Raw genomic sequence first — 16707 nt, 5'->3', positions numbered from 1 at the left:
CGGCCCGACGGGCGGGCGGCGCCCGTCCCTGCCGCTACCGGCCGCCGGTCGCCTGCGCCTCCCGTCCCGTGCCCACGTCGAAGGCGGCGTCGCACGCGTCCCGGACGGCGTCGTCGTGCGTGGCGATCACCACCGCGCAGCCCTCCCGGCTCATCTGGCGCAGCACCTCCACGACCATCGCGCCGTTGTCGTGGTCCAGCGCGCCCGTGGGTTCGTCGGCCAGCACCAGGGAGGGCTGCTTGACCAGCACGCGGGCCAACGCCACGCGCTGCTGCTCACCGCCCGACAACCGGTGCACCTTCTCCCGCTCCCGTCCCGCCAGGCCCACCCGTTCCAACGCCGCGGCGTGGCGCGACCTGGTGCCGTACCGCTTGACGATGTCGAGGTTGGCCTGCACGGACGCGCTCTCCACCAGGGCGTAGTCCTGGAACAGGTAGCCGAGCTCGTCGGCGCGGAAGCGCCGCTGCCCGCCCGGTCCCAGACGGGTGAGGTCGGTGCCCCCGAAGAGGATCCGGCCCGCGCTGGGCCTCTCCAGCAGCCCCATGCAGTTGAGCAGGGTGGTCTTGCCCGATCCGCTGGCGCCCACCAGGGCCAGCATCCGCCCCGCCTCCACGGTCAGGTCCAGGTCCTGCCACAGCACGCGGGAGCCGAAGGACTTGGTGAGCTTCTCGACGGTGATCATGCTGCCTCCCGGGGTTCTCAGGCCTGCGAGGAGCCCTCGCGGACGATACGGCGGTGGAAGAATGCGAGCGCGCCCAGGGTCAGGGTGAGTCCGGTCGCCGCGATGGCCGCGGCGTAGAGGGGTTCGAGGCCGCTGGTCGGCACCGTCTCGGGCGGCAGCATCCTGGCGGGGTCGCGCAGCGCCCGCAACGTGGTCAGCGAGTCCCACGCGGCCCAGCCCGCGAAGCCCAGCGCGATCCCCGCCTCGACGGCCAGGAAGCGCCGGTGCGTGGCGAGGAAGCCCCAACCGCTGATGTGCCGGGCGAAGACGGTCTGGGCCCGGGTGCGCGCGTGGATGACGCACGAGGCGATGCCGGTCAGCAGCAGCAGAGCGGTACCGGCGGCCAGGTTGAACGCCTCGATCCGCAACAGGTTCAGGTCGGCGGCGTGGGCCGCGGCCGCCTTGTTCAGGATCGGCTGGACCGCGTTGACGTACTCGGCCATCCGCGGGTCGGCCTCCCGCGCCCGCTCCACCACGCCCGGGTCGGGGAACAGCACGGCCTCGTGGGTCATGTAGGCGACGTAGGCGCTGTCGGAGAGCACGGAGCCGTTGGGCAGGGCGATGACCACCGGGTCGCGCAGGAAGGGCAGCTCCCGCTGGGCGAAGGGGGCGCGCGACCCGTAGGTGAACACCGTCTGGCCGTCGGCCGCGGGCAGCACCTCGACGTCGGTCCCGGACCCCTCGCCGCCGTTCTGCAGGCGCAGCCAGTCCGGCATCGTCCGCTCGATGTCCTCGCGGTGGGAGGCGTGCGCCCGCGGGAGCAGGACCCGGACCCGGTCCTCGGAGGCGGCGGGGCCGTAGCGCTCGCCCGAGGGGGACACGATCTCCTGCTCCTCCAGGTAGGTGTCGTTGACCACGAGCACGTCGAAGCCGGGCCGCCCGGACCCGACCGGAACCACGGACTCGGGCGCGTGCTGGTCGGCGATGACGACCCGGCCCTCCCGGTCGGCCCGGCGCAGCCAGGGACCCAGGAGGGAGTCGGCGGCCTCGGAGTCCGCCATGCCGACGCTGCCGTTGAGGGTGACGTGCGAGGTCTGGCCGGTCCGGGCGAAGACCTCCAGGGAGGCCCGCTGCTCCCGGGTGGTCTGCGCCAGGTGGACCACCGACCCCAGGACGGCGAGCACCAGGAGCAGCACGGGCACGCGCACCAGGTAGGCGCCCGCCTGGGCCGTGCGCACGGGGATGCGGCCCTTGAGCGCGGGCAGGATCGCGGTGGTGTGCACCAGACCGAGCACCGCGGCGTGCACGGCCACGGCCACGGCGGCGAAGACCCCCGCGAACGCCAGGGCGATCAGGGCGAAGAAGCCGAGCTGGTTCCAGCCGTTGTAGAGACCCAGACAGGCCAGGGTGACCAGGGCGACGCCGGGCAGGGCCGCGCCCCACAGCCGGGCGACCCGGCCCAGGTCGCGCAGCAGGATCCGCCCGTAGGAGCGCCCCAGCAGCCGCTGGACGGCGTAGTCCCGGGACCCGAGCAGCACTCCCGCGCCGACCGAGGTGACACACGCCAGCAGCGCCAGGGCCAGGACGTTGAACAGCGGGCCGCCCAGGAAGGACTGCCACAGCCGCGCCTGGCTGCCGCCCTCGTCCGGGCGCAGGCCGTGCTCGGCGAGCGCGTCGGTGAGTACCCGCGCGCTCTCGGGCGGGCCGAAGACCAGGTAGTAGCCGCGCGGACTGCGTTCGGCGAGCGCCTCGACGGGATGGACGCGCAGCTCCGTGGCCGGGTTGAAGGACGGGTAGCCCTCGGTGAGCCAGTCGGCGTACCGGGAGTCGGGGTCGCCCACGGCCAGGTACAGGTGCGACAGCGACTCGGGGGTGCGCACGTCCGGGGCGGTGAAGCCGATCGCCACGCCCTGCTCGGCGGCGACGCGCTCGACGGTCTCCGCGACCCGGCCGCTGTCGGAGGTGCCCTCGTCCTCGACGATCCACACCACCGCCGAGTGCTGCGCGGTGGGGATCGTCAGCTCCCACGTGGCCAGCAGCAGCGCGGCGATGAGCGCGGCGAGCAGCGGGAACGCGGTGTGGGCGAAGGCGATGGTCCGGTTGGGCATGGTCTCCTGGCGCGGTCGCGGACACGGGGGCGACCCGCTGACGGGGGGACGTCAGCGGGTCCGTCGCGGTCGGTTACCCGCAGTGCCTCCAGTAGCTCTCGTTGTTGGCCAGGGCACGCGGGGCCGACGCCCGGGAGGTGTACCCCGGCAGGTACGCCGCGGAGGTGACGGTGTACCTGCCCACCGCCGTGGAGCCGTGGCAGCGCGACCCGTGGAAGTAGTCGGAGTACACGACCGAGGAGGTGAGCCCGTGGTACCACGTCCCGCCGCCGACGTAGCTGACGGCCGCCGCGGCGACGCCCGCGGTCCCGGCGGTGAGCCCGGCGGCGATCGCCAGGGTCGCGGCCGCCCGCTTGAGGGTGTGGGGCATGGTGTTTCCTCTCCTGGCCTTCGCCGGGGTTCTCGGGGGAGGTCCTTCGCGGTCCGCTGTGAGGGGTTGTGCCGAACGGCGGGGGACACCGCCCCGCCCGCGCGCAGGGTCGCCGGAGGCGGCGGGGGAGGAACCGTGGGCGCCGGGGCGGGGGGTACCCCGGCGCCCACGGCCCCCTCCGCTCGCCGGAGCGCGGGAGATGGAGATACCCCGCCCCGATCCGGCCGAAAGCCCGCTGACCGGTTGCGGACAGGCCCGCCGCCGTCACCTGCCGGTTCCGCGCCCCGGCCACCCGCATGACCGGAGGACGGCGTACACACGACGGACGGCCCTTGCGCGGCCCCGCCCGTTCGGATAGGCGGGGGCTCAGTCCCCCCGGCGCAGGCGGGCCAGCTCGGCGCGCAGCTCCTCGGCCAGCTCCACGGCGCGCTCCAGACCCGGTTCGCGGGCCGCGCCCGCCGGGGCCCCGGGGCGGGATGCGGTCAGCGACGGGTCCGGGGCGATGCGTACCTGGTCGGCGGCGCCCTCGGCCTCGATGTCGAAGACCACCCGGTCGGAGCGGTGCCAGCTCTCGAACCACTCCAGGGGCGCGCCCTGCTGGTCGAAGGTCCCGCCCTCCAGCAGCAGCAGCGGCGCGTCGGCGGCCACGCCCAGCTCCCGGGCGATGCGCGGGTCGGCGGGCACGGCGCGGATCTGCCTGCGCCCGCTCGTGGGCACCGCCGCGAAGCGCTCCTCCATCAACCGGTGCAGGGAGGCGTCGCGCAGCATCGCGGCGTCCAGCGCGGCGAAGCGCCCGGCGGGCAGCCAGGTGCGCACGTAGGACAGGGGGTCGCCGTCCAGGGAGCGCATCCGCTCCAGGCGCAGCAGCTCGCGCGTGCCCAGGTGGCGCGTCGCGGAGGGCACGCCCGACCGGGTGGCCTCCAGGGAGAGCACGGCGGTGGACAGGCGCAGGCCGTCGGTGGAGAACTGGTCGAACAGCCCGGTCACCCGCTGCACGAACCGGTGGTGCTCGGTGGGCACCGCCGCGACCGCCGCGCGCCCCCGGGTCCGGCGGACCGCGCCCTCGTCCTCCAGCGTGGCCAGCGCCTGGCGCACGACGCTGCGCGACACCCCGAACCGCTCGCGCAGGGCCGCCTCGCTGGGCAGGGTGTCGCCGGGGGCGATCGAGCGGTCGCGGATCTCCGCGCGCAGCGCTCCGGCGATCTGCGCGTGCAGCGGTCGGGGGTCGGTGCGGTCCACGGGCATGCGCAACATTCTAGGGTCGTCCCTCCTCCCGGGGCGGTCGCCCCGGAGCGGGGTCCTCGTGTGCCGGGCCCGCGTCCGCTCTCCGGACCGCGCGGCCGACGCGTCGGCCGGGGCGGGGCCCGTGGAACGTGGCCGCCTCTGGTGGGCGCCCCGCAGGACGGGCGGGGCGCCCACCACAGGCGGGGGGTGTGCGCACGGGCGCGCACACCCCCGGACCGGCTACCCCTCGGAGCGGGTGGCCTGCCAGACGTGGCCCCAGCCGGGGGCCAGCTCGGCCGCGCGGCGGATCGCCAGCACGAGGCTGGCCTCGCGGGCGATGCCCCGGCCCGCGATGTCGAAGGCCGTGCCGTGGTCGACCGAGACCCGCACCACGGGCAGGCCCGCGGTGATGTTGACCCCGTCGTCCCCGTAGACCGCCTTGAAGGGCGCGTGCCCCTGGTCGTGGTAGCAGACCGCGACCAGCTTCCACTTGCCCTTGACCGCCGCCGGGATCAGGGCGTCGGCGGGGAGCGGGCCGTGGGCGTTGATGCCCTCCTCGCGGGCGCGGGCGATCGCGGGAGCCAGGACGTCGGCGTCCTCGTCGCCGAACAGGCGGTTCTCACCCGCGTGCGGGTTCAGGCCCGCCACCCCGATGGGCTCGTCCGGGCTGCCCTGGGCGCGGGCGAAGGCGCTCATCAGGCGCAGCACCTGGAGGGTCCGCTCCTGGGTGACGCCCTCGATGGCCCGGCGCAGCGACACGTGCGTCGTCAGGTGGAAGAAGGACAGCCCGTCCGCCGACAGCACCAGGCTGTAGTCCTTCACCCCGAACTCGTGTGCGAGCAGCTCGGTGTGCCCGGGCCAGGCGTGCCCGCCCAGGTGCATCGCGGCCTTGTTCAGCGGCGGGGTGACGATGCCCTCCACCAGGCCGCGCTTGGCCAGGTCCACGGCGGCGATGACGAACCGGGCCGCCCCGTCGCCCGCCTCCGCGCTCAGCTCGCCCGGGGGGACGTGGCCCAGCGAGGGGCCGGTCTGCACGACGTCGATCACGTCGGGCCGGTCGGCGGCCTCGGCCGGGGAGGCGACGGTGTTGACCGCCTCCGGGTCCCCGCCGACGGCGGCGACGGCGTTGCGCAGCGCGTCGGCGTCACCGACCACGACCGGTTTGGCGTACTCGCGGACCTCGGGGTGGTGCAGCAGCGCCTTGGCCGTGATCTCGGGGCCGATCCCCGCCACGTCGCCCAGGGTGACTGCCAGTGTGGGGCGGCTCATGAGTTCCTGCCTTTCGGGTGGCGGACCGCCTCGGCGGCCTCCAGTAGTGCGGTGGGGGATCCGAACCCCCCGGCCTTGGTGACGATGGCGCGGCCGTGCCGGGGTCCGCCGGACAGCGTGCCGATCGGGATGCCGGGCGCGACCTCGCCGGTCAGGGCGATGGCGCGGGCCTCCAGCGCCCGGGTCAGGGCGCGCGCCCCGTCGCCGCCGGTGACGACGAACCCGGACAGCTCGTGCCGTCCGGCCAGGGCGGCGGCGAACTCGCCCATGCGGCGGGCCACGGCGGCCGGATCGAGTTGCCCGTCGCGGTCCTCGGGCGCCACCAGCGCCGTGTGGGCCGTCGAGGGGTCGAAGCGCTCCAGCGCCCCGGTGGTCCAGGAGCGCCAGGCCTCCTCGTCGGCGAGGTCGCCCGGCGCGGGCTGCTCGATGCGGGTGCGCGGGTCGGCCACCAGCTCCTCCACCTGGCCGCGTGCGGTCTGGTGCAGCGAGGTGACGACCACCAGCGCCGGGGCCGGGGCCTCCTGCCCGGCCCAGGAGCGGGCCAGCCGGGAGGCGAGCCCGGCCGAGCCCACCGGCACGGCGTCCGGGCCCAGGGCGGTGACGGCCGCCGCGAGGCGGTCCAGGTCCTCCTCGGTCTCGGCGTCCGCGACCACGACCGGGCCGCCGGCGCGCAGCAGTTCGGCGTCGGCGCGGGCGTCGGCGCCGGTGAGCCGCACGTGCTCGGCGCCCAGCAGGACCGCGATCCGGCTCTCGGTCACCGGGGTCACCGGGTCGCGGCCGACCGCGGTGCGGTGCACCTCGACCCCGTCGACCAGGAGGACCCCGTCGCGGACCGTGCGCCCCGTGGCCGGGAAGGCCGGGCAGACCACGGCGACCGCGCCGGGCGACCAGGCCGCGAGCGTCGCGTCGAGCTCCGCGCGGATGGGCCCGCGCAGGGTGGAGTCGACCTTCTTGTACAGGCGGGCCGCGCCCGCCCCGCGCAGGCGCCGGACGGCCTCGTCGGCGGCCCGGGCGGCCAGCTCCGCGGGCAGCGCACGCGAGTCGGTGCTGACCGCCACCACCTCGGCGGTGGAGGGGGCCGGGGAGAGCTGGAGCTCGGTGCTCCACCCCGCGCGCAGGAACTGCACCGCGGTGTCGCCCGCGCCGGTCAGGTCGTCGGCGACCACGGCCACGCGGGGCTCTTCGGGCGTGCTCACGGGTTGTCCTCCTTGGCCTGGGCGGGCGCGGCCGAAGCGGCGGCGCGGGCCTGCTCCTCCTTCTCGGCCTCGGCGGGCGAGGCCCCGGCCCGGCGCAGGACCCAGGTGGTCACGAGCGGGGCCAGCAGGGCGGTGACCAGGACGCTCGCGGCGACCTGGGAGGTCGCGGTGCCCACGTAGGCGGCGAACGACGGGTCGGCCGCGGCGACGATGGCCGGGGTGGCCACGGCGTTGCCGGAGGCGGTGCCGGCGGCGAAGCCGACGCCGGACTCCTTGCCGCGCCGCAGCAGGAACCTGTAACCGAGGTAGACGAAACCGCCGGTGACCAGGGTGATGACCACGCCCAGCAGGATGCCGGTCAGCCCGCCCTGGGCCACGTCGGCCAGGTTGATCCCCGTGCCGAGGGAGAAGGCGAAGAACGGGATGACGATGCCGGGTACGGGCTTGAGCACGTCGCGCCACTGGGCGTCCACGTTGCCCACGATGACACCGAGCACGAACGGGATGATCGCGGCGAGCAGGGTCGTCAGCGGGATCTGGCCCAGGCCCGAGGCGCCGATGAACAGCAGCGTGAAGAAGGGGCCGTCGTTGACCGCTCCGGCGATGTAGGCGCCGCGGTCGCGGGCGCGCCCGTACTGGCCGGTGATGGCCAGCCACAGTCCGCCGTTGGCGTTGGTGGCGGCGGCGATCATCGCCAGGATCGACACGCCCAGCAGGCCCTCGGGGCCGGTGACCGCGGCGAGCGCGATGATCAGCAGGCCGGGGATGACGCTCTTGCCCAGGAGCACGACACCGGTCGTGGCCAGGACGGGGCCGCTCGTGCGGAGGGTCACCTGGGTGCCGGTGGCGAAGATCAGCAGGGCGATCAGGGGCATCGCGCTGTCCTTGAACAGCGCGGTGGTGAAGCTGCCGATGTCCAGCGCCCCGGGGGCGAAGGTTCCGATGACCGATCCCAGGACCAGGGGGATCAGCATCGCCCCGCCGGGGATCTTGTTCATCCAGTGGTAGAGGGGCACCAGGGACCCGTGGTCGTCGCGCATAAGTATCCGTTCGCAGGGGTGGCCCGGCGGGCGGCCCGTGGAGGTCGGAGGCCGGAACACATGTTGTCCGTACAGAGTGTACGTACAAGTTGGGATGATGTCAGATCCGGGCACACGAATTCACATCGGGGCGTCGGCGGGTCGGGCTGCGGAGGCGCCGCGGGGGCGGCGTGCGGGCGTGTGCGGGGGAGTGCGGCCGGGTCGGTGTGATCCGCGCCACTGAATGCCCGGGTGTCCTCCCGTGGGGCGCGTCGGAGTCGCGGTGCGGGCGTGGCATCGGTTGGCCGTAATTCTCCTCTTCGGTGACCGGGAGGCGGCGCGCCCAGTCCTTCCTCATTGGAAATTCACATCACGAAATGTCCTGAATTCGTGGTTTCTGTTCGTGGCTCTGGTTGTACTCGGCAGTGAGGGGCGCGGGTGTTTTTGGGGTCGTGTGCCCTGTTCGTGGGCTTGTGGTGTGGTCGAGAAGTGCCTTTCGGCGGGGTGTGCGACCCCGGGTCCGGTGGAGGCGACGCGGATATGGGACAGGGGGCCCTCCGGTCCTGCTGAGAAAAATTCTCGTTTCCCTGCGAAGCCCGAACGGGCGCTCCTAGGGTGATCAGCGGTTTACGGAGAAAGCCGACCCGTGCGTCAACTGCCCAGGTCGCGCCATGTATCCGAATACGCGCAACCTTTCCCGGCGCGCTCCCGCCCGCGGGGCCACCTCCCCCGGCCCTGCGGGACGGGCGCGCCACCACCATGAGGAGAGACACGGCGGATGTCGATCGACTCGGCTCCTGAGGTCCGGAGCAGCAAGCAGCAGAGCCTGGGTACCGCGGCCGCGCGGAACCTGGCGACCACCACCAAGTCCACACCGCAGATGCAGGGCATCAGCTCCCGCTGGCTGACCCGGATGCTCCCGTGGGTGCACACCGACGGCGGCGCCTACCGGGTCAACCGGCGGCTGACCTACACCGTCGGCGACGGGCGGATCGAGTTCGAGCAGACCGGCGCCCAGGTCCGGGTCATCCCCCACGAACTCGGCGAGCTGGCCCTGCTGCGCGGCTTCGACGACGAGGAGGTGCTGGCGGCCCTGGCCAACCGCTTCGTCCAGCGCGACTTCGAGACCGGCCAGGTCCTGGTGGAGGAGGGCACGGCGGTCGACAGCCTGTTCCTGCTGGCCCACGGGCGCGTGCACAAGACCGGCACCGGCCCCTACGGCGAGGTCGTCCGGCTGGGCGTGCTGGCCGACGGCGACAGGTTCGGCGACCAGCACCTGCTCGGCACCGAACCGGCGTGGGAGTACACCGTCAAGGCCGCGACGGCGGGCACGCTGCTGGAGCTGCCCCGCCGCGACTTCATCGCGATCCTGGACGACTCGCCCGCCCTCCAGGCCCACGTCCAGCAGTACCTGTCCCTGCCCGGCGAGCGGCAGAACAAGCACGGCGAGGCCGAGATCGCCCTGTCCTCGGGCCACGTCGGCGAGGCCGAGCTGCCCAGCACCTTCGTGGACTACGAGCTCAGGCCGCGCGAGTACGAGCTGAGCGTGGCCCAGACCGTGCTGCGGGTGCACAGCCGGGTCGCCGACCTCTACAACAAGCCGATGAACCAGACCGAGCAGCAGCTGCGGCTGACCATCCAGGCCCTGCGCGAGCGCCAGGAGCACGAACTGGTCAACAACCGCGAGTTCGGCCTGCTCCACAACGCCGAGTTCAAGCAGCGCATCCAGACCCACTCGGGGCCGCCCACCCCCGACGACCTGGACGACCTGCTGAGCATGCGCCGCAACACCCAGTACATGTTCGCCCACCCCCGCGCCATCGCCGCCTTCGGCAAGGAGTGCAACAGCCGGGGCCTCAACATCGGCACCGTCGAGGTCAACGGCCACCACCTGCCCGCCTGGCGCGGCGTGCCGCTCCTGCCCTGCGGCAAGATCCCGGTCACCGAGCACCAGACCTCCTCGATCATCGCGGTCCGCACCGGCGAGGACAACGAGGGCGTCATCGGCCTCTACCAGACCGGCCTGCCCGACGAGGTCGAGCCCGGCCTCAACGCGCGCTTCATGGGCATCGACGACAAGGCCGTCATCTCCTACCTCGTCAGCACCTACTACTCCGCCGCGGTGCTCGTCCCCGACGCCATCGGAATCCTGGAGAACGCCGAGGTCCACCCGCGTGGCTGAGCACCCGACACCGTCAGGGAAGGAGGTCTAGACGGTGCCACCGCTGCCCAGGATGTCCGCCTCCGCCGCCTCTCCCGAGGTGGCGGCCCTGGTGGACCGCCTGCTCCGTGATTCGCGGCGCCCCGGGAGACCGGACCTGCTGGCGTCCGCGGCCGCCCCGCGGACGCCTCCCGCGCCCCGGCTGCCCGTGGGCTCCCGCGAGGTCGGCACGTCGGCGCTGCGGCTCCGGCTGCCCGAATCCCACGTCGCCGACCAGAGCCCCGGCGCCCTCGCCGTGCGCACCGGACTCCGCCTCCCCGGCCACCCCGGCGGAGCGGGCGCCCCGGGCCCCACCGCCCCGGCGCCCGAGCGCCCGGGGACCGGCGCACCGCCCGAGGGGTCGGCGGTCGCCTCCGAACCCGAGGGGCCCGAGGTCGGCGGGGAGCGGATCCCGGCGCTGTACTGCCCGCCCGCCGTCCGCGACGACCCCGCCCTGGGGGACGAGGTCGACGACCGGCTGCTGGTGTGGGCCGAGGAGATGGGGGTCTACCCCGGCCAGCTCGACCGGGTCCGCTCGGCCGGGTTCGGGCGCCTCATCATGCTCGCCCACCCCGAGACCGACGACCCCGACCGGCTGCTGGCGGCGGCCAAGTGCGCCCTGGCCGAGTGGTCCGTGGACGACCACTACGTCGACGGCGAGGCCGAGGAGGCGCAGCCGGAACTGCTCGGCCAGCGCCTGGCCATCGCCCACTCGGTCATCGACCAGGCGCACCTGCCGCTGCGCTACGCGCCCCAGCTGGAGGAGGTCGTGCGCGCGGACCCCGTGATGCGGGCCCTGCGCTCCAGCCTGGACAACCTGGGCCTCTACGGCACCGCCTCGCAGGTGCGCAGGCTCCGCCACGAGCTGGCGATCATGTTCGTGGCCTACAACCAGGAGGGCAACTGGCTGGCCACCGGCCACCGGCCGCCGGTCTGGGAGTTCCTCATGCACCGGCACGAGAACAGCTTCGTGCCGTGCATGGCGCTCATCGACGCGGTCGCCGGGTACGAGCTGCCGCACCAGGTGTTCTCCGAGCCCAGCGTGCGCCGCGTGTTCACCCTGGCGGGCAGCGCGAGCGTGATCGTCAACGACCTGTACTCCATGGGCAAGGAGGACGTCACCGACCTCAGCCTGCCCCGGCTGATCGCCACCGAGGACGAGTGCTCGCTGGGTGAGGCCGTGCGGCGCACCGTCGACATCCACGACGAGCTGATGCACGCCTTCGAGGCCGAGGCCGCCGCCCTGGCTCTCACCGGCTCGCCGGAGCTGCGCCGCTTCCTGTGGGGCCTGTGGGCCTGGCTCGGCGGCAGCCGCGAATGGCACGCCCGCAGCCCCCGCTACCACGGGGCGGGCACCGACTGAACGGGCCGCGCGCCCGGCGCGGCCCCTCCCTCCGCAGCGGACCGGCCCGGCCCCGGGCCGGGGCCGGTCCCGACCGACACACCACGACAAGGAGTTCCTCCGCGATGACCGAGACCCTCAGCCGATCGGCCAACGTCCTGCGCACCGCCTACCAGGAGTCCGTGGCGGCGTACTGGAACGCCGAGAAGGACCCCGTCAACATCCGCCTCGGCGAGGTCGACGGCCTCTACCACCACCACTACGGGATCGGCGACTACGACCCGTCCGTGCTGGAGGGGCCGGAGGAGACCCGCGACGAGCGCATCATCCAGGAGATGCACCGCCTGGAGACCGCGCAGGCCAACGTGCTGCTGGACCACCTGGGCCCGGTCGCGCCCGGCGACCGGATCATGGACACCGGTTCCGGCCGCGGCGGCACCAGCTTCATGGCCAACCAGCGCTTCGGCTGCCACGTGGACGGCATCAGCATCTCCGAGCAGCAGGTCGCCTTCGCCAACGGCCAGGCCGAGGAGCGGGGCGTGTCCGACCGCGTGCGCTTCCACTTCCGCAACATGCTCGACACCGGCTTCGAGACGGGCTCCCTGCGCGCCAGCTGGAACAACGAGTCCACCATGTACGTGGACCTGTTCGAGCTCTTCCGCGAGCACGCCCGCCTGCTGGAGTACGGCGGCCGCTACGTCACCATCACCGGCTGCTACAACGACGTGACCGGCGGCCGCTCCAAGGCGGTCAGCCGCATCGACGAGCACTACACCTGCAACATCCACCCCCGGAGCGAGTACTTCCGGGCGATGGCCGCCAACGGACTCGTCCCCATGGAGGTCGTGGACCTCACCGCGGCCACGATCCCCTACTGGGAGCTGCGAGCGAAGTCCTCCGTGGCCACCGGCATCGAGGAGCCCTTCCTCACCGCCTACAAGGAGAACAGCTTCCACTACCTGCTCATCGCGGCCGACCGCGTCTGAACCTCACGGGGGGCGGCGCGGGCACCGGCCGCGCCGCCCCTCCGGGCGTCCGTACCCCTACGGGCGCCCGCACCCCGACGCCGAACACGAAGGACACCGATGACCGCCAGAACGGACACCGACCACCGCTCCGCCGCCGACCGGGACGACCCCGCCGCGCGGCCGGTCATGCTCGAACTGGTCGACGAGGCCGGGACGACGATCGGCACCGCGGAGAAGCTCTCCGCCCACCTGCCCCCCGGGCAGCTGCACCGGGCCTTCTCGGTCTTCCTGCTGGACGAACGCGGCCGCTTGCTGCTCCAGCGCCGCGCCCTGGGCAAGTACCACTCTCCCGGCGTGTGGTCCAACACCTGCTGCGGCCACCCCTACCCCGGCGAGACGCCCTTCGCGGCCGCCGCCCGGCGCACCGGCGAGGAGCTGGGCGCGGCCCCCGCGCTGATGCGCGAGGCCGGAACCGTGCGCTACAACCACCCCGACCCGGTTTCCGGGCTGGTGGAGCAGGAGTACAACCACCTCTTCGTCGGCCTGGTGCGCGACGACCTGAACCCCGACCCCGGGGAGATCGCCGGGACCGCGTTCGTGGACCCGGACGGACTCGTGCGGCTGCGCGGGGAGCACCCGGTCTCGGCGTGGTTCGCGACCGTGTTCGACGCCGCGCTGCCCGCGGTGCGCGAGCTGGCACCCGACGCGGGCTGGTAGTCCGGTCCGGGGCCCCTCGCGCCCCGCGGCCTACAGGATGCGGCGCGGTCCCTCGGGCGGGTGCGGACGGGCGCCCCACTCACGGGGGTAGCCCAGCGAGACCTCCACGTGGGGCACGCCGTCGACCACGATCGTGCGCGGGATGTGCAGGTGCCCGTAGACCACGGCGCGCGCCCGGTAGCGCACGTGCCAGTCCGCGGTGGCCTCGGTCCCGCACCACTGGGCGAACTCGGGGTGGCGCAGGATCCGGGTGGGTTCGCGCACCAGCGGGAAGTGGTTGACCAGCACGGTGGGCAGGTCGGCGTTCAGCGCGTCCAGCCGCTCGCGCGTGTACTCCAGGCGGGCGCGGCACCAGGCGTCGCGCCCGGGGTGGGGGTCGGGGTGCAGCAGGTACTCGTCGGTGCACACCACGCCCGTCTCGTGGGCGACCGCCAGCGCCTCCTCCTTGGTGTGCGTCCCCTCGGGCCGGAAGGTGTGGTCGTACAGGACGAACAGGGGGGCCACCGCGACCGGTCCGTCGGGTCCCGGCCACACCGGGTAGGGGTCCTCGGGGGTGTGCACGCCCAGTCCGCGCAGGCCCTCGACCAGGTGCCGGTAGCGCGCCTCCCCGCGCAGCTGGACGGGGTCCTTGGGCGTGGTCCACAGTTCGTGGTTGCCCGGAACCCAGACCACGGTGGCGAACCGGTCGGCCAGCAGTTCCATCGCCCGGAGGACGTCCTCGCCGGTCTCGGCGACGTCCCCGGCCACCAGGAGCCAGTCGTCGTCGGACTCCGGCCGCAGCCCCTCGGTGAAGGCGCGGTTGTCACCGTGCCGTACGTGCAGGTCGCTGATGGCGAACAGGCCCATCCCACCGTCTCCCCGTGTCGGCACCGGTCCGCGGCCACCCTACACAGAAACGGGTGAGGGCCCCCGCCTCCGCCTTGGAGCGGAAGCGAGGGCCCTCACCGTGCCGTGCCGCCGGGCGGCTCACGCGGCGGTCCCGGCGCGGGGCGCCCGCGCGGGGACGTCCGGCGCCGCGCGCCGCCGGGCGCGCAGGTGGTGGACCAGCACGGCGAGCGTCGCGGCCAGGAACACCGCCTGCACGGCGGTGCGCACCGGCAGGCTCTCGGTCGTTCCGGCGACCGTCCCGGCGGTGATCGCGTACACGTTGGCCGGGAACATGACCACCAGCAGGGCGCTGAGCCCGGCCGCGGCCCAGGGCGAGGTGCGCGCCCACAGGACCCCCGCCGCCCCGGCCAGTTCGAGGACGCCCGTGACGGTGACCAGCAGGGCGGGGGCGGGCAGCGCGGGCGGGACCATCGCGATCATGTCCTCGCGCATGCCCACGAAGTGCGACACCCCGGTCAGGGTGAACATGGCCGCGATCCCGCCCCGCAGGGCCAGCGGCCAGGAGCGCAGCGGACGCACGCCCGCCGCGCCGAGGACGAGCAGCAGCGCCGTGACGCCGACGAGGGCGATGAGCGGTTCCATGGTGCTTCCTCCCGGTCCGTTCTCCCGTCCAGAGATCTTTCCATTGGCAATATTCCTCCCGCCGACGAAACTTGTCAATGGAAAGATGGAAGGGTGGCGGAGGACGGGGCCCGAGGCCGCCCGCGGACCCCGCGTGACACTTCCCATCCCGGCGGCGGACCGCCGGGCGGACCGGCCCGGGTAGAGCGGACCGAACCCCGACGGCGGAACCCCCGTCCCCCGGCCGCCGCAGAGCCGTCCGTGAACCGCGTCCGGGTCCTGCCGCGGGCGGGGGCGTCGGCGGCCCCGGCCGCCGCGGCTCCCACGGTGTGAGCGGACCCGTGTACCGCGTCCGCTCCGGTCACGTTGAGTCCGTGTTCGACACCACTACAGCGTGTGTAGGATGCCGCGGGTGATCGTGACGACACGGTCACCCGAGCCGTGGCGCCCTCCCCCCTACCTCCCCGCCACGGCGCCGAGCCGAGGCGTGCCGCCCCCGACCCGCTCGTGTCCGGGTGCGCACGCGCTCGCGGAACCGAAACACGAGAGGTAGAGGATGAGCCCTGAGACCGTCGGCCTCGCACTCCTGCTGCTGGGAGTGCTGCTGCTGACAGCGAAGCTGGTACGGGTCAGGTGGAAGCTGACGCAGAGGCTCTACCTGCCCGCGTCGATCATCGGCGGCGGTGTCGCCCTGCTCCTGGGCCCCGACGTGTTCGGGCGCCTCATGGGCTGGCTGGCCGACCGGGGCGTCGGTGGGGGCTTCGCCGAGCGCACGGCCGAGGGCGGGCTCTTCGGCACCGACGTGATGGCGGTCTGGTCGTCCCTGCCCGGCCTGCTGATCTCGGTGGTCTTCGCCAGCCTCTTCCTCGGCAAGCCCCTGCCGCGCTTCCGCGAGGCCGCATCCCTGGCGGGCCCCAACCTCGCCTTCGGCGTCACCATGGCCAGCGGCCAGTACGTGATCGGCCTGGTGCTCGCCCTGCTGGTGCTCGCACCCCTGTTCGGCGTGCCGGTCATCTCCGGGGCCCTGATCGAGATCGGCTTCCTCGGCGGGCACGGGACCGCGGCGGGGCTGGGCGACACCTTCGAGCAGGCGGGCTGGGCCGCGGGGCAGGACCTGGCCCTGGGCATGGCCACCGTCGGACTGCTGTCGGGGATCATCGTCGGCATCGTCCTCATCAACTGGGGAGTGCGCCGAGGCAAGTCCAACGTGATCAGCGACGACGCGCGCGGCAGCGACACCGAGCAGGCCGGGCTGGTCGAACCCGGCAAGCGCTCGGCGGGCTCGACCATGACCGTCCACCCCTCGTCCATGGACCCGATGACGCTCCACTTCGGGCTGGTCGCCCTCGCCGTGCTGATCGGTCAGCTCATCCTCATGGGGTTGCAGTGGCTGGAGCGGATGCTGTGGTCCGACACCATCGAGATCATGGCCTACGTGCCGCTGTTCCCGCTGGCCATGATCGGCGGCATCGTCCTCCAGGTGCTCATCGACCGCTTCGACCGCGACGAGGTGGTGGACCACGGGACCGTCGAGCGGATCCAGGGCCTGTCGCTGGACGTGCTCATCATCGCGGCGATGGCCACCCTCTCGCTCCAGGCCATCGCCGACAACCTCGCCGCCTTCACCATCCTCGCCGTGGCGGGCATCCTGTGGTCGCTGTGCGGCTTCCTGTTCCTGGCGCCGCGGATGATGCCCGGCCACTGGTTCGAACGGGGCATCGGCGAGTTCGGCCAGTCCCTCGGTGTCACCGCCACGGGCCTGGTGCTGATGCGCGTCGTCGACCCGGAGATGAAGTCGCCCGCCTACCCCGCGTTCGGCTACAAGCAGCTGATCTTCGAACCGTTCTTCGGGGGCGGCCTGGTCACCGCGGCCGCCATCCCGCTGATCATCAGCCCGCAGGTGGGAGCGGTGGGCTTCCTGGCGATCATGGCCGTGGTCCTGGCGGCCAGCCTCGCCACGGGCCTGTTCGTGCTCCGCCGCAGGTCGCGCGGGGCCGCCGACACCGAACGGGAGGCCGAGGAGGCCGAGACGGTGTCCTGACCCCGGCACACACGCCCGCCGGTCCGGCCACGGCGGAGCGGGGCGCGGGGCCCAGCGGTCGGGGCCGGTCCGGTGCTCCGGTGACGCGAGGCGGTCCGGGCGCCGGACGCGGCTTTGGCCGGGGCGCCGGACCTCCTCCCGAA

The 16707-nt window shown here is 73.7% G+C and carries 14 protein-coding genes; 5 read left to right on the top strand and 9 right to left on the bottom strand.

Features of this window, described 5'->3' with window-relative positions; all coding sequences use genetic code 11:
* Positions 1 to 34: 34 nt before the first annotated feature.
* From AC0VX6_RS16825 to AC0VX6_RS16795, 7 genes are all read right to left on the bottom strand, one after another.
* Positions 35 to 682, bottom strand: coding sequence for an ABC transporter ATP-binding protein (locus tag AC0VX6_RS16825; protein WP_274973646.1), 648 nt, complete (start codon positions 680 to 682; stop codon positions 35 to 37).
* Between the two features lie 17 nt (positions 683 to 699).
* Entirely contained in the window at positions 700 to 2769 is a 2070-nt protein-coding gene (locus tag AC0VX6_RS16820; RefSeq protein ID WP_475465107.1) for a hypothetical protein, read from the bottom strand.
* 73 nt (positions 2770 to 2842) lie between these two features.
* Positions 2843 to 3139 (bottom strand): lactococcin 972 family bacteriocin, encoded by a 297-nt coding sequence (locus AC0VX6_RS16815; protein WP_475465105.1) that lies wholly within the window; start codon positions 3137 to 3139, stop codon positions 2843 to 2845.
* A gap of 366 nt (positions 3140 to 3505) precedes the next feature.
* Complete coding sequence (locus tag AC0VX6_RS16810) at positions 3506 to 4393, bottom strand: GntR family transcriptional regulator (protein ID WP_475465103.1); 888 nt, start codon at positions 4391 to 4393, stop codon at positions 3506 to 3508.
* A 210-nt stretch (positions 4394 to 4603) separates the two neighbouring features.
* On the bottom strand, positions 4604 to 5632 hold the full coding sequence (pdxA, locus tag AC0VX6_RS16805) for a 4-hydroxythreonine-4-phosphate dehydrogenase PdxA (RefSeq protein ID WP_274973642.1): 1029 nt from the start codon (positions 5630 to 5632) through the stop codon (positions 4604 to 4606).
* Positions 5629 to 6828, bottom strand: coding sequence for a four-carbon acid sugar kinase family protein (locus AC0VX6_RS16800; RefSeq protein WP_475465101.1), 1200 nt, complete (start codon positions 6826 to 6828; stop codon positions 5629 to 5631). The genes pdxA and AC0VX6_RS16800 overlap by 4 nt, the downstream gene beginning before the upstream one ends.
* Entirely contained in the window at positions 6825 to 7868 is a 1044-nt protein-coding gene (locus tag AC0VX6_RS16795; protein ID WP_274973640.1) for a 2-keto-3-deoxygluconate permease, read from the bottom strand. The genes AC0VX6_RS16800 and AC0VX6_RS16795 overlap by 4 nt, the downstream gene beginning before the upstream one ends.
* A gap of 757 nt (positions 7869 to 8625) precedes the next feature.
* On the opposite strand from AC0VX6_RS16795, the gene AC0VX6_RS16790 reads away from it, so the two are divergent.
* The 4 genes from AC0VX6_RS16790 to idi all read left to right on the top strand — a co-directional run bounded on the left by AC0VX6_RS16790 (position 8626) and on the right by idi (position 13074).
* A complete protein-coding gene (locus tag AC0VX6_RS16790) occupies positions 8626 to 10029 on the top strand; it encodes a family 2B encapsulin nanocompartment shell protein (protein ID WP_444960265.1) in 1404 nt (467 codons plus the stop codon).
* A gap of 52 nt (positions 10030 to 10081) precedes the next feature.
* Positions 10082 to 11410 (top strand): family 2 encapsulin nanocompartment cargo protein terpene cyclase, encoded by a 1329-nt coding sequence (locus tag AC0VX6_RS16785; RefSeq protein ID WP_475469379.1) that lies wholly within the window; start codon positions 10082 to 10084, stop codon positions 11408 to 11410.
* A 104-nt stretch (positions 11411 to 11514) separates the two neighbouring features.
* Positions 11515 to 12375, top strand: coding sequence for a geranyl diphosphate 2-C-methyltransferase (locus AC0VX6_RS16780; RefSeq protein ID WP_274973637.1), 861 nt, complete (start codon positions 11515 to 11517; stop codon positions 12373 to 12375).
* A 99-nt stretch (positions 12376 to 12474) separates the two neighbouring features.
* Positions 12475 to 13074 (top strand): isopentenyl-diphosphate Delta-isomerase, encoded by a 600-nt coding sequence (gene idi, locus AC0VX6_RS16775; protein WP_475465099.1) that lies wholly within the window; start codon positions 12475 to 12477, stop codon positions 13072 to 13074.
* A 30-nt stretch (positions 13075 to 13104) separates the two neighbouring features.
* Here the strand turns inward: idi and AC0VX6_RS16770 are convergent, their stop codons facing one another.
* Complete coding sequence (locus tag AC0VX6_RS16770) at positions 13105 to 13920, bottom strand: metallophosphoesterase family protein (RefSeq protein ID WP_274973635.1); 816 nt, start codon at positions 13918 to 13920, stop codon at positions 13105 to 13107.
* Between the two features lie 120 nt (positions 13921 to 14040).
* On the bottom strand, positions 14041 to 14544 hold the full coding sequence (locus AC0VX6_RS16765) for a DoxX family protein (RefSeq protein ID WP_475465097.1): 504 nt from the start codon (positions 14542 to 14544) through the stop codon (positions 14041 to 14043).
* 535 nt (positions 14545 to 15079) lie between these two features.
* On the opposite strand from AC0VX6_RS16765, the gene AC0VX6_RS16760 reads away from it, so the two are divergent.
* A complete protein-coding gene (locus AC0VX6_RS16760) occupies positions 15080 to 16564 on the top strand; it encodes a sodium/glutamate symporter (RefSeq protein ID WP_475465095.1) in 1485 nt (494 codons plus the stop codon).
* Positions 16565 to 16707 lie beyond the last annotated feature (143 nt).

It is taken from the genome of Nocardiopsis sp. iso_25, from assembly GCF_056173305.1.
The sequence above is the reverse complement of the archived record's forward strand: the minus strand, read 5'-3'. Positions and strand labels throughout refer to the sequence as shown.

What these genes read in the sequence shown, in the direction of transcription:
- AC0VX6_RS16825 (WP_274973646.1), bottom strand. Translation starts at nt 682, where the DNA reads ATGATCACCGTCGAGAAGCTCACCAAGTCCTTCGGCTCCCGCGTGCTG.
- AC0VX6_RS16820 (WP_475465107.1), bottom strand. Translation starts at nt 2,769, where the DNA reads ATGCCCAACCGGACCATCGCCTTCGCCCACACCGCGTTCCCGCTGCTC.
- AC0VX6_RS16815 (WP_475465105.1), bottom strand. Translation starts at nt 3,139, where the DNA reads ATGCCCCACACCCTCAAGCGGGCGGCCGCGACCCTGGCGATCGCCGCC.
- AC0VX6_RS16810 (WP_475465103.1), bottom strand. Translation starts at nt 4,393, where the DNA reads ATGTTGCGCATGCCCGTGGACCGCACCGACCCCCGACCGCTGCACGCG.
- pdxA (WP_274973642.1), bottom strand. Translation starts at nt 5,632, where the DNA reads ATGAGCCGCCCCACACTGGCAGTCACCCTGGGCGACGTGGCGGGGATC.
- AC0VX6_RS16795 (WP_274973640.1), bottom strand. Translation starts at nt 7,868, where the DNA reads ATGCGCGACGACCACGGGTCCCTGGTGCCCCTCTACCACTGGATGAAC.
- AC0VX6_RS16790 (WP_444960265.1), top strand. Translation starts at nt 8,626, where the DNA reads ATGTCGATCGACTCGGCTCCTGAGGTCCGGAGCAGCAAGCAGCAGAGC.
- AC0VX6_RS16785 (WP_475469379.1), top strand. Translation starts at nt 10,082, where the DNA reads ATGTCCGCCTCCGCCGCCTCTCCCGAGGTGGCGGCCCTGGTGGACCGC.
- AC0VX6_RS16780 (WP_274973637.1), top strand. Translation starts at nt 11,515, where the DNA reads ATGACCGAGACCCTCAGCCGATCGGCCAACGTCCTGCGCACCGCCTAC.
- idi (WP_475465099.1), top strand. Translation starts at nt 12,475, where the DNA reads ATGACCGCCAGAACGGACACCGACCACCGCTCCGCCGCCGACCGGGAC.
- AC0VX6_RS16770 (WP_274973635.1), bottom strand. Translation starts at nt 13,920, where the DNA reads ATGGGCCTGTTCGCCATCAGCGACCTGCACGTACGGCACGGTGACAAC.
- AC0VX6_RS16765 (WP_475465097.1), bottom strand. Translation starts at nt 14,544, where the DNA reads ATGGAACCGCTCATCGCCCTCGTCGGCGTCACGGCGCTGCTGCTCGTC.
- AC0VX6_RS16760 (WP_475465095.1), top strand. Translation starts at nt 15,080, where the DNA reads ATGAGCCCTGAGACCGTCGGCCTCGCACTCCTGCTGCTGGGAGTGCTG.